The following is a 12,553-nucleotide window of genomic DNA, read 5'->3' as shown; positions in this document are numbered from 1 at the left end:
GCTTACACCTCACTATGTTTCATTTCCTGAATGCCTTTTTCAAGCATCTCAATTTGTAAAATGGTTTCTTCGTCTTTAACGGTCTTCGGTTGCCCATTGATAATTGCTTCATACAGACCAGCGTAGACGCGACTGTAATCACCAACTTCGGAAACAACTTTTTCTTCATGATAGTGGTTGTCCGCATCCATATAGGTCAGCGTGCCGTAATCTTCTGGACGATCAATGCCAAAATCCGCATGATCTGGCAAATAAAAATGTTTGAGATCGGTTTCTTGACGATCTTTGGTTACCTTTTCAAACATGCCATTTTTACCATATACGACAAAACTTGGTCGGGATTTAATACGGAAATAACTAGATTTCACCGACACTTTCAACGCGCCGTATGCCAAATCCAAGTCAAAATAGTCATTCATCCGGCCCTGGCCTAATAATTGACGCACATCATAATGAACCGCATCAGGCCGGCCAAAGTATGAAATCACTTGATCGAGCGTGTGGCAAGCATGCCCATATAAATAACTGGTGTTTAATGAAAATTGATCGACAGCGGTCGGGACTTCTGGACGAAAATAATCAAAAGACATTTCCAGCTCCAACAAGTCACCCAGTTTGCCACTTTCAATCACTTTTTGAACCGTCAGAAAATCCGAGTCATAACGGCGGTTCTGATAACATTGGATGAGAAGCCCCTTCTCCTTAGCGAGCGCAAATAGTTCCTTGGCCTCGGCGGAAGTTTCGGTGAATGGTTTTTCGACCAGAACATTCTTGCCATGAGTCAGCACATCTTTTGCCAGTTGGTAATGCGTACTACTGGGGGTTGAAACCACGACTAATTGAATCTCCGGATCCGCATAAATATCATTAATATCCGTCGTATAGGTCACACCCGGAATTGGCGTCCAGTCTTGGCGACCGGACCGTGAATAGATCGTCTTGACCTTAATTTTATCTTTCAATTTCAATGCGAATGGTAAATGATACCGATTCGCACTTTTCCCGTTACCCAAATAAGCAATAGTTAGCATCGCGTGATTCCTCCAAATTGACTTGATGTCTTCATTATACCGACTCCGCTAGTCGAACCAAGCATTTTGACATAAACGGGTGTGCAAGTTCAGGTTTCATGCTAGGCAACCGAAATTTTTGAACATGCGGTTCAACGCGTTATTAATACCCGACGATTGCGAATTGCGGTAAAATTAAACAAATTAACTAATTGTCTGGAGGATCCCAGTTTGCAAACCGTCTTCTTAGTCTTACTCTTGATTGCCGCGGTCGTGGCTGCCAATGCCGTCTATTCACGGTTCACCTTATTACCGGTCGCTTTTCTTCAAATTGCTGCCGGATTGGTATTGTCACTCATTCCGCTCTATCAAGATTTCGAACTTGAACCAGAAGTTTTTTTATTCGTCATTATTTCAGTGTTAATGTTCAATGATGGGCAGAATACCAACGTGCGTCGGTTATCCCGGCAACTTGGCACCACACTCTCATTAGCCGTTGTTTTGGCGATTGTCACCATTCTCATCGTTGGCGTCGTCACTCATTGGCTAATCCCAGCCTTTTCATTGGCTTTAGCGCTCGCATTAGGGGCGATTATCACGCCAACTGACGCCGTGGCCGTCTCCTCGATAACTTCCAAGATCTCCGTGCCAAAAGATGTCATGGATACGCTGGAAAATGAATCCTTATTCAATGACGCTTCCGGCATTGTCGCCTTTAACTTGGCGATTGCGGCGTTGGTTACCGGTCAATTTTCCGTCTGGCATGGCATCGGCAACTTTTTATATGTCTTTGTCGGCGGCATTATCGTCGGTATCATTCTCGGCTATCTAATTGTTGCCTTGCGAATTATGTTGATTAACATGGGCGTCGACACGCCATCAGTTGTCGTCCCATACACGCTGTTAACCCCCTTTGTCGTCTACTTTTTAGCAGAAGGCCTCGGCGTTTCTGGTATTTTGGCAGTTGTCGCCACTGGCCTGATTCACGGTGTCCAACAAAACCGATTGCGGCTAACGACTTCCCGTTTACAAATCGTCATGTCCACAACCTGGTCAATTATCGCCAGCATTTTAAATGGGATCGTTTTCGTCTTACTTGGGGTCTCGTTACCAAGCGTCATCAGTCATTTACAACAACGCGATACAAGTTCCATCGCCATCTTAGTTGGCTTGGGACTGCTCTTGTACCTGATAATGACATTGGTACGCTTTTGTTGGATTCAACTTGGCTTTGCTCAAATCCGTGCTTGGACTAACCATGACAAAGTCGTCAATAGCTTCGTTGCCGCCTTGAGTGGTGTTCATGGGACGATCACCTTAGCAATGGCTTTTTCCTTACCGCTCACCCTTGGCAATCACGCCTTCACCTATCGTAACGACTTAATTTTCGTCGCCGCGGTGGTCATTTTGACCAGCCTGCTCGTGCCAACCCTAGTCTTGCCACTACTTTTACCAAAACAGGTCGAAAAAGTCAGTGACGAAGATTTAGCCAATGCCAAAGTCAACATGGTCACAAACGCCATTCACATGATTCATGCGCGTTATGGCGACAGTCCTAATGCCAGTGAAGTCATCATGATTTTGGAAGGTCAACGGGCACTCGATGGCCACGCCGACCGCGCCCAGCTCAATCAACTCTTTGATGACGCCTTCGACTTGGAACAAAAAACCGTTGATCAAATGATTGCAAGCGGCAAAATAGACGCCGGCCTTGGCGAGAAGTACATGCGCATCGCCAGTCAAACACGGCTTCAAAATCAACAATCCTTCTGGCAACGCTTGCGGCTCTTTTTTAAATTTGTCATCTTTGGTCGGTTCTCCCTTTCCAAAAAGGGACGTGCGCGTCGCCGGGCGATGCACCAATTCAAACAAAGTGGCATCACTCGTGAACAGATGATTGAACGTAACCGCCAAGTTTGGCAGCAAATGCGCGACGTTGAGCGTGAACCCTACAACGCCGTCGTCAGTTATTTAAACGATCAGTACACTAATGATAACCGCCAAGCCATCGGGATTGTTCGTCGAGCCTACGATGAACGTCACCGGCGTTTATCCGGCACCCGCGATTTTCAAGAGGCACAAAATGAATTACTCATTGAAGCCTTTCAACTAGAATACAACTATATTCAAGCACAAATGGCAACGAAGAAAATCAGCCATGATTTAGGCAATCAATTGTACGAACAAATCTCCACCGATCAATTAGTTTATCTGCAATCAGTCAATGCAGACTAGAAAATGACAGAAGGTTGCTGCTTTCCTACCTCAAGCTCGATTTTCTCTGAAATGTAAAATGACGCCGGCAAATTGCCAGCGTCATTTTTTATACAGATTCTTTACAGAATGACTATCAAATCTTGACACAGTCAGTGTAACGTATGACTCAAATATGGGGGTGCAAGATGCAACATTTTTTGACAACTGAGGATCTAGCCATCGAAACAATCAATAACCTAATTCAGCGTGCCCAGCTGATGGCACAAACACCAGAAAACTTTCAATCCTTGGCCCGCCATCAACAATTGGCAACGTTGTTTTTTGAACCTAGCACTCGAACACGTTTGAGTTTTACATCTGCAATGCACAGTCTTGGTGGAACCGTTTTAGGCTTTGAATCCAGCCTGTCAACTTCAACAACCAAAGGTGAGTCACTAATTGACACCATCCGCGTCGTCTCGCAATACGCTGATATTATTGTCTTACGTCATCCACAAGCCGGTGCTGCTGAACTGGCAGCAAAGTACGCTAGTGTCCCGGTCATCAATGCTGGCGACGGCGATCACTTGCACCCAACCCAAACTTTGGCTGATCTAGCAGCGATTACCCAATATAAACATCGGCTTAATCACCTCACGCTTGCCTTTGCAGGTGATCTCAAATACGGTCGAACCGTTCACTCCTTAGTTCAAGCATTGTTGCAATATGGACAAAACCGTTTTATTTTTGTGTCACATTCAAGCTTAAAAATACCAGTCACTTTACGTACACAACTCATGGCAAAAAATATTGATTTTATTGAAATCAACAGTTTTGATGACATCCACGCCCCATTAGATGTCATTTATATGACGCGAGTTCAAGCAGAACGCTTTGAAAATCCCGACGAATATGAACAAGTTAAAGATGCGGTACAGTTAACTACCGCTCAGCAGAAGCTACTTTCGCCAAACACGTTATTATTACATCCACTGCCTCGTGGTCAGGAATTGCCCACTTATTTTGACCATTTCCCTCAAGCACATTATTTTGATCAAGTTAAAGCAGGCCGCTTTGTTCGGATGGCTTTAATCGCCTATTTACTAGCCCAAAAACATTAGTAACGTCACTAACGCTACCAACTGTGGATCACTGTCTTCACCGCGCAATTCAGGTAAACTGAAAGCAATCAATTAAATGGTGGGTGATGGTGGTGTTATTTCAAAATTCCAAGAACCGGTTAGTCGCGATTTCAGACGGGGTGTTCGCGGTTGTTTTAACGATTATGGTCTTGGCAATCAAAGTCCCAACCGGCCCCCTTTCAACGCCGGCTGTATGGTTACTGCTTCAAGAAATTTTCACCTATCTCATTAGCTTCGCTGTGGTTGCCCAATACTGGCAATATCATCAGGAACTCTTCGACCGCAACGCCAACTTACCAACGGGAATCTACATTCTCAACAACTGTTATCTCTCGTTGATTTGTCTCATCCCTTTCGTAACGGCTTGGCTGAAAGACAGCCAGACGTCCAGTTACAGTGCGATTGCGTTTGCCGTCGTGATTGCTGCCGTTGATATTCTCCAGTTGAGCATGTTTCATCGTGTGATTCGGGCCAACTTAAAGCCGCTACAGCAGTTGTCGTCGCATGACCGCGAAGAATATCGGTCAGTCAAAATGATGGTCATCATTAGTGGCTTATACCTCCTCGTGAGTCTAACTGTCCCCCATCTGATTCTCCTAATGATCGCCGCAGGTCTGGCCTTTCGAGTCATCACAACGCGGTTCTTGCGACAACTTAAGCAACACCCATTTAATTGAAGTCGTTATTTTTTGTTAAAATCAGGACTAGCTGTCGTCACTGACAATTAGTGCTGATTTTTTCGCTGGTTGGCTTGTCTTAGACCTACTATAAGGTGCTAAGCTATGATCATCAAAGCATAATGATCATTTGAAAGTGAGCGATAAACTAATGGAAACTCCTATTTTAGATACAATTAATTCACCAGCGGACTTAAAAACGCTAGCATTACCAGAATTAACCCAACTAGCCACTGAAATTCGGACGGTCTTACTGAACAAGGTCAGCCAAACTGGCGGCCATGTTGGGCCAAATTTAGGCGTGGTCGAGCTGACGATTGCCTTTCACACAATTTTTAATTCCCCGATTGATAAAGTCGTCTGGGATGTCTCACACCAGTCTTATACGCATAAGATTCTGACCGGTCGTAAACAGGCTTGGCTCGATCCTGACCACTATGATGATGTCAGCGGCTATACCGCTCCCGAAGAGAGTCCCCATGACTATTTCAACATTGGCCATACTTCGACTTCGATTGCGTTAGCCACTGGTATGGCTGTCGCCCGCGACTTACAACACCAATCTGGCAATGTGATGGCCGTGATCGGTGATGGCTCACTCTCTGGCGGCTTGGCCCTTGAAGGACTTAATACCGCGGCAACCTTGACTTCCAATTTGATTATTTTAGTAAACGATAATGGCATGTCAATCGCCGAAGACCACGGTGGCCTTTACACGAATTTAAAACAACTTCGCGAGTCAAATGGTCAAGCCAAAAATAATCTTTTTAAGGCGATGGGCTTAGATTATCGCTATGTTGCGGATGGCAATGACTTGGCAACGATGCTCACCGCCTTCAAAGACATCAAAGATATTGATCATCCCGTGGTGTTGCACGTTCACACGGAAAAGGGCCGTGGTTATGCGCCCGCCATTGCCAACAAGGAAGCTTTTCATTGGCATGTTCCCTTCGAGTTAGCGACTGGTGAATCGTTGCATCCAGATACTAGCGAAAGCTATAATGACACCATTCACGCCACATTAGAAACTGAATTGACTGAGCTTCACACGCCCATTACAGCCATTACGGCGGCGATTCCTGGAGCTTACGATTTGAAACGTTTCGGCCGTAACCATCCCGAACGCTATTTCGATGTCGGTATCGCCGAACAAGAATCCATCAGCTTTGCGGCTGGTCAAGCACAACAAGGTCTGCGGCCAATTGTCTTCCATTCTGGGACTTTTCTGCAACGTGCTTACGACCAATTGTCCCATGACCTCGGGATCAACAAGTTGCCCGTCACGATCATGGTTACAGGAGGCAACATCAGTGCTGGCGACCCGACCCATCAAGGGACGTTCGATATCGCAATGCTGTCAAATATTCCCGGGCTAACTTATTTGGCCGCAACCACGAAGGAAGAACTTGCCGCCATGATGCATTGGGCACTCCATCAAAATGCCGGTCCTGTGGCGATTCGAGTCCCAGGAAACGGTGTCCATTCAGCGCCATTGACTGATTTTGACGTCACCCGCATGGCTCAAATCCATGCCGGTCAACAAGTCGCCTTACTCGGCGTTGGGAGCTTGTTGCCACTTGCAGAAACAGTGCAAAAACAATTGGCTAAACAACAAGTTAACGCCAGTGTCTATGCGCCACGGAACCTTTCTGCTTTGGACAAAGATACTTTGACACAACTATTGGCTGATCATCAACTCGTCGTCACCTTAGAAGAAGCCAGTCTAAGCGGTGGATTTGGTGAAAAGATTGCGAGCTTTTATGGCAATACCGACATGCATGTATTGAATTTTGGCGCCGCTAAGCGGTTCAACGACCGCGAAACTTCTGCTGAACTTTGGCAGGAGGCTAAATTGACTCCCGAACAGCTCGTTGCTGAAATTAGCAAAAACCTGCACTAGTCTCAACCGGCTCGCACTATCATGCTACTGAAAAAAGCTGTACAACTGTCAGTTATCAATTGACAGTAAGCATTGCATTTCAGGTCTCTCCCCGATATACTTTTAGCCAGGGGGGATACACATGACAAAAGGAATTACGGCGGCAGCCTTAATGCAAGCAATCAGCACAGCAGATAACGATCCAGAAATTCGCGGAGATGCTGAGCTAAACGGCCTATTACTCAAACATGCGACATTATTAGAACAAGGCAAAGATTTCCACCAAGTTGCGGGTGACTTGAATCAAGCCTTACGACTCTGGGGAATGGGACATTTACACGGCCCCAAAGCCTTAGATCCACTTTATCAAGCAACCGTACTCGCAGCTCCTGGCATCTCAGCACAGAAACCCTATGCAGCACCAACTAATGATTAACTAAAAAAATGCTGGTCCAAAATTCTCAATGAGAACTTGGACCAGCATTTTATTTAGGTACTAAAGGTTACGAGACTGAAAAGAAACGTGAACAGGACTATATGAACTCGTGTTGGGCGCTCCGTCAGTCAGAATCGCTGTGCTTAATAGCTGAAGGCTGGGACTGAGAACATCGGTCGTGATGGTGGCGTTGCATCGGCGGTTTTTGCCGACGTTACGCCACGGACGGTCCGGGACACTTGCGCTTTTGGCAAGGGTTCCGGGCGAGGTCCAAGACGTTCTTGGCTTGGACCGGTCCCACGACCGCATGTTCTCAGTCCCAACCGGAAGTAACAGCTGCTAATTAATCTGTATTAGCTGGTTATTGACACAGGCATACTAACCTTAATTGGTCGTTGTTTCGACCCACTTATTTAACAAGAAAATATTAGCAACCGTTTCAATCGCAATAATCAAAATCATGATTAAAACGCCAATCCACCAAGAGCTGACGGTCGTGCCACCCATGAGTGAAGAAGACATCCAAGCAATTTGACCCATCAAGTAACTCACAACTCTAAAGGTGATTAGAATCATGACCACATAAACGATGCCATTAACAATGCGTTGCCGTGCCCGTGGCAAATAATTGCTAGCGGCACTCGTAATCAGATGGACTAACGAGACCGTGCTCCATGCCAGCAAATAGATGACCAACATGACGGTTAACATTCCAAGGCAAACGCCCACTGGATTTGAGCCCAAGTCGCTATATTGTAAGCTCATTTGCATATTGTCATACATCGACGATAACATTGACCAGCCAATCAAGCCAGTGACCGCCATGAGAACCAACTGTAAGACTAACAAGTATAGAAAGCTGACAACGGTTGATAACAAGTTGGCGGCGTAAAATAAGCCATCACTGATCGGTGCTAGCCGAAACGTATCGCGCGTAAAGGCTTGCTCATTACGGACGGCCAACAACACAAACGACACCAAATACGGGATAATTGACCAACCCATCACCGAATAAAATAGCGTTGCACTGCTAAAGTCGCCACGGATGAGTGACCAGATTGATGAAACGGCAACCGCTGCTAATTCTAGCAACATCAGTTGATGAATACTCCGAAACTTCGAACTGCTCATCGCTTTGAACAAGTCACTAAATTTCGTCATCAGCGTCACCTCCATCTTCGTATAAACTCTCATAGTAGTCTTCGATTTCCATACCCTTTTCATCACGAATGGCATCCGCCCCAATATGCGTGGCGATACCATGATCCTTCACAATAACGATTTCATCTAAGATGGGCGCGATCTCAGTGACATAATGATCACTGATCAAAATCGTGGCGTCATCCGGTTTCCATTGCAAAATGCTGCTAATGATTCGTTTACGACTCATACTATCAATGCCACTAAAAGGTTCATCTAACAAATACAAGTCCGTCTGACGAGCCAAGGTTAGCGCAATCACAACTTTTTCCTTCATCCCTTTGGATAAAGCCGATAATTTTTTAGTCCCATCAACCTGCAAAAATTTAGCCATCGCGTCATAACGTGCGTGGTCAAAATCTGGATAAATGGTCTCATAAAAATGGACGACTTGGTCAACTTTGTACCCATTACTAAACCCATGTAATTGTTCAGAAAAACTTACATGACTTTTGCGCTTAGCAATCTCGGAGTCACCGCTCACTTCGATGGCACCTTTACCCTTGGCACTTCCAGTAATGAGGCGCATCAGTGTCGTTTTGCCGGCACCATTTTCGCCTAACAGCCCAACAATTTTGCCAGTCGTTAATTCCAAATCAACGTTGCTTAAAATCGTTTTTCGGTTTTGTTTATAAGCCAAATCTTTAATCGCTAATACGTTCGACATCTTGTGGCGCCCCCTTTTGATCAATATAGCGTTGCAAACTCGCAACGATTTCACTATCACTTAAATTTAAACGATGCAACTGATCATAAACATGTGCCAGTTGAGACATCACGAGTTGTTCCTTTAATTGCGCTAATTTATCCTGGTCTTCCGTGACGAAGTTGCCCTTGCCCCGCTGTGAAATAATTGTCTTTTCAGCAATCATTTCAGTCAAGGCGCGCTGAACCGTATTCACGTTAACCGTTAAATCCACGGCCAACTGCCGAACTGCCGGCAACTTGGCACCCGGTTTTAACTTTCCAGTCAGGACGTCATAATACAAGTACGTTTTAATTTGATAATAAATTGGCACTTTGTCGTCAAATTTCACTGGATTATACCTCCCTAGTGTTCTATTTAACTATTACACTATAACATCACTAATTAACAAATACAAGCAAAAAAGACGTGCCAACTGGTGTTTAGGTCAACACACCAGTTGGCACGCCATATCGCAACGCTTCTAACCTATTTCACATATTCGGCTAAAAAGTGCGCTACTTGCCGCTTGTACGCCGCATAATTTTGGCCGATTGCCGTTGTATGCCCGGCACCTTTAACCAGCCACAACTTTTTCGGTTGCTTGGCATTTCGATAGAGATCGCGACTCATCCGGGTTGGTACGAAATCATCTTTGGTTCCGGCGATGATCATGATGGGTAGCTTATTTTTCCGAACTTGGGTCACCGCATCTGCTTCACCAAAGGTATAGCCTGCCCGCAATTTCGTAATGGCGCTCGTCACGTCAACTAACGGAAACGCTGGCAAATGGTACAACTGTCCAGCTTGATAGCTAATAATCGCTTTCGCACTCGTAAACGGACTATCAACCACATAGGCCTTGATTTGTGGCACTTGCTTTTCACCACTGGCCATTGTCATCCCAGCCGCCCCCATACTAATGCCACTCATGACAATTTGGGTTGTCTGGGTCCTTTTGACGACAGTTCGCGCCCACTGCAAGTCATCTTTTCGCTCTAACCAACCATAACCGATTGCGTTACCAGCACTGGCACCGCTAGCTCGAGAATCTGGCGCTAGCACATTGTATCCCAATTCGTGATACATTCCCGCCCAAGCACCCATCAGCGATTTATTGCCAGCAAAGCCGTGCGCCAACACGACCGTTTTGTGTGAACCGGCTTTCGGTAAATACCAGGCAACGAGCTTTAGCCCATCCGCGGATTTAATGGTCCAAGTTTGCTTTTTAGCGTGCAAATACCAATACTTTTCCGCATACACCTGACTTTTTTTAGAAAGTTTGGTGCTTTGGGTTACAAAAGACTTGTCACCGCGAGCAATGGCGACATGGTAAAAGTAACTGCCAGCCCCAATTAGCCCGCCAATGAGAATGATGACCAAGACCCCAATTGTAATCAACCATTTTTTCATTATCGCTTCAACCTCAGATTCTGATAGAAATATTGCCACTACCAACATAATAACGTTTATAATTGAAGATAACTAGAAAACATTTTGGAGGGGTTGCCATGCATTATTCGGAAACGTGGGACTTGGACAGCATTTTCCCGGGCGGCATTGACTCGCCGGCACTTAAAACAAAGTTAACCACCATTAAACAACAGTTACACGAAGCAGAAACGACCTTGGCTAATTGGCGCGCCGACGCCGATACACCTGACTATGATTGGTTTCAACAAATTGTGGCTGAGTTGCAAACCATCGAAGCCGGACTGGCACAATGTGAAGTCTTTGTCGTGGCGATTCAATCCGCAGATGCCCGTGATACTAAAGCCGGTATCGTGCTCAACCAGTTGTACCAACTAGATAATGACCAGCAAAAGTTAATGACACAATTCAAAAAGCAGCTGGTTCAACTCTCACAAGCGACGTTTGCGAAGCTGATTGCGCAGCCGGAACTCCAGTCGTTGGCTTTCAATCTCACCGAAATGCGGCAACAAGGCTTAGCGCTTCTCGACAGTCAAACAGAAGCCTTGATCAATAACTTAGCTGTCGATGGTTTTCAAGGTTGGAGCGACCATTATGATACCTTGGTCAGTCAAATGCAGATCAAGTACACCGATCAGACCGGTCAAACTAAACTGCTCTCAGCTGGGCAAGCCCAAAACATGCTAGCCGCCGCAATGCCGAATGAACAACGGACCGACTTAATGGCAAATTGGGAGCAAGCTTGGCAACAAAATGCCGCACCAATCGCCGACACCTTGAATCATCTAGCTGGCTTCCGACTGCAAGCTTATAAGGCACACGGCACGACCAACTTTTTACAAAAACCACTTGAACTCAATCGCATGAGCCAAGAAACCTTAGACACGATGTACGACGTCGTTGATCGTAACAAACAGATGCTACTGCATTATTTGCAACGAAAAGCGGTCTTGATGGGTAAACAACAAGTTGATTGGCAAGATTTAGAGGCACCTTTGACCTTAGGAACAGCGACCAACAGCCAGACCTACGATGAAGCCGCGGCCTTTGTCATTAGTAATTTTCAAAAATTCAGCCCGAAGATGGCACAGTTGGCAAAATACGCATTTGCGCATCGCTGGATTGAAGCTGAAAATCGTCCCAATAAGCGTCCCGGTGGCTACATGGACAACTTACCAGAAACTAAGGAATCCCGGATCTTCATGACCTTTACCGGATCACCGAATGATACGGCCACCCTCGCACATGAATTGGGGCACGCCTTTCATGCGGATGTCATTAAAGATTTGCCATTTTGGCGGCAGGACTATGCCATGAACGTTGCCGAAACGGCGTCGACATTCGCAGAACTTATCGTCGCGGATGCCAACGTCAAAGCAACCAGTGACACCGCAACTAAATTGAACTTGTTAGATGCCAAGATGCAAAATCCGTTAGCAATGTTCTTGGACATCCATGCCCGCTACTTATTTGAAACTCAGTTTTATCAAGCGCGTCTGCAACATGTCGTCACCCCAGCGGAGCTGTCGGCATTAATGTTACAAGCACAAAAAAGCGCCTATGATAATGCCCTCACCACGTACCATCCGATGTTTTGGGCAAGCAAGTTGCATTTTTATATTTCAGACGTGCCGTTCTACAATTTTCCCTACACCTTTGGCTATTTATTTAGCCTTGGCATTTATGCGCAAGCGAAGCAAGATGCGCAGTTTGAAGACCATTACATTGCACTATTACGTGACACCGCTAATATGTCCACCGAAGACTTGGCAAAAAAGCATCTTGGCGTTGACTTAACTAAACCTGATTTTTGGCAAGCCGGTGTCGCATTAATCAAACGTGATATTGATGAATTTATGGCGTTATCAGCGCCACTCTTATAATGAAAGGAAGTGTG

Annotated in this window: 11 protein-coding genes; 6 read left to right on the top strand and 5 right to left on the bottom strand. The window is 45.7% G+C overall.

Translation table 11 applies throughout. From position 1 onward, the window contains the following. Positions 1-2: 2 nt before the first annotated feature. Positions 3-1,031 (bottom strand): Gfo/Idh/MocA family oxidoreductase, encoded by a 1,029-nt coding sequence (locus FFM74_RS08030; protein ID WP_137626112.1) that lies wholly within the window; start codon positions 1,029-1,031, stop codon positions 3-5. A gap of 210 nt (positions 1,032-1,241) precedes the next feature. Between FFM74_RS08030 and FFM74_RS08025 the strand changes: the two genes are divergently transcribed. The 5 genes from FFM74_RS08025 to FFM74_RS08005 all read left to right on the top strand — a co-directional run bounded on the left by FFM74_RS08025 (position 1,242) and on the right by FFM74_RS08005 (position 7,340). Then, positions 1,242-3,245 (top strand): Na+/H+ antiporter, encoded by a 2,004-nt coding sequence (locus FFM74_RS08025; RefSeq protein ID WP_137626111.1) that lies wholly within the window; start codon positions 1,242-1,244, stop codon positions 3,243-3,245. Between the two features lie 167 nt (positions 3,246-3,412). After that, positions 3,413-4,327 (top strand): aspartate carbamoyltransferase, encoded by a 915-nt coding sequence (pyrB, locus tag FFM74_RS08020; RefSeq protein WP_137626110.1) that lies wholly within the window; start codon positions 3,413-3,415, stop codon positions 4,325-4,327. 86 nt (positions 4,328-4,413) lie between these two features. Further along, positions 4,414-5,025 (top strand): TMEM175 family protein, encoded by a 612-nt coding sequence (locus FFM74_RS08015; protein WP_137626109.1) that lies wholly within the window; start codon positions 4,414-4,416, stop codon positions 5,023-5,025. Between the two features lie 151 nt (positions 5,026-5,176). Further along, the gene (locus FFM74_RS08010) at positions 5,177-6,925 is read left to right on the top strand and encodes a 1-deoxy-D-xylulose-5-phosphate synthase (protein ID WP_137626108.1); all 1,749 of its coding nucleotides are present in this window, start codon (positions 5,177-5,179) and stop codon (positions 6,923-6,925) included. A gap of 121 nt (positions 6,926-7,046) precedes the next feature. After that, on the top strand, positions 7,047-7,340 hold the full coding sequence (locus FFM74_RS08005; protein ID WP_137626107.1) for a bacteriocin immunity protein: 294 nt from the start codon (positions 7,047-7,049) through the stop codon (positions 7,338-7,340). Between the two features lie 384 nt (positions 7,341-7,724). Here the strand turns inward: FFM74_RS08005 and FFM74_RS08000 are convergent, their stop codons facing one another. From FFM74_RS08000 to FFM74_RS07985, 4 genes are all read right to left on the bottom strand, one after another. Next, positions 7,725-8,501 carry an ABC transporter permease gene (locus FFM74_RS08000; protein ID WP_137626106.1) on the bottom strand — a complete coding sequence of 259 codons (777 nt, stop codon included), beginning with the start codon at positions 8,499-8,501 and terminating at the stop codon, positions 7,725-7,727. Next, complete coding sequence (locus FFM74_RS07995) at positions 8,488-9,207, bottom strand: ATP-binding cassette domain-containing protein (protein WP_137626105.1); 720 nt, start codon at positions 9,205-9,207, stop codon at positions 8,488-8,490. The genes FFM74_RS08000 and FFM74_RS07995 overlap by 14 nt, the downstream gene beginning before the upstream one ends. Then, the gene (locus FFM74_RS07990; protein ID WP_137626104.1) at positions 9,185-9,577 is read right to left on the bottom strand and encodes a GntR family transcriptional regulator; all 393 of its coding nucleotides are present in this window, start codon (positions 9,575-9,577) and stop codon (positions 9,185-9,187) included. Before FFM74_RS07990 ends, FFM74_RS07995 begins: the two co-directional genes overlap by 23 nt. Before the next feature lie 137 nt (positions 9,578-9,714). Continuing rightward, complete coding sequence (locus FFM74_RS07985; RefSeq protein WP_137626103.1) at positions 9,715-10,638, bottom strand: alpha/beta hydrolase; 924 nt, start codon at positions 10,636-10,638, stop codon at positions 9,715-9,717. 98 nt (positions 10,639-10,736) lie between these two features. Between FFM74_RS07985 and FFM74_RS07980 the strand changes: the two genes are divergently transcribed. Further along, positions 10,737-12,539 carry a M3 family oligoendopeptidase gene (locus FFM74_RS07980; RefSeq protein ID WP_137626102.1) on the top strand — a complete coding sequence of 601 codons (1,803 nt, stop codon included), beginning with the start codon at positions 10,737-10,739 and terminating at the stop codon, positions 12,537-12,539. Positions 12,540-12,553 lie beyond the last annotated feature (14 nt).

It is taken from the genome of Lactiplantibacillus pingfangensis (assembly GCF_005404945.1).
Taxonomy (GTDB): domain Bacteria; phylum Bacillota; class Bacilli; order Lactobacillales; family Lactobacillaceae; genus Lactiplantibacillus; species Lactiplantibacillus pingfangensis.
The sequence above is the reverse complement of the archived record's forward strand: the minus strand, read 5'-3'. Positions and strand labels throughout refer to the sequence as shown.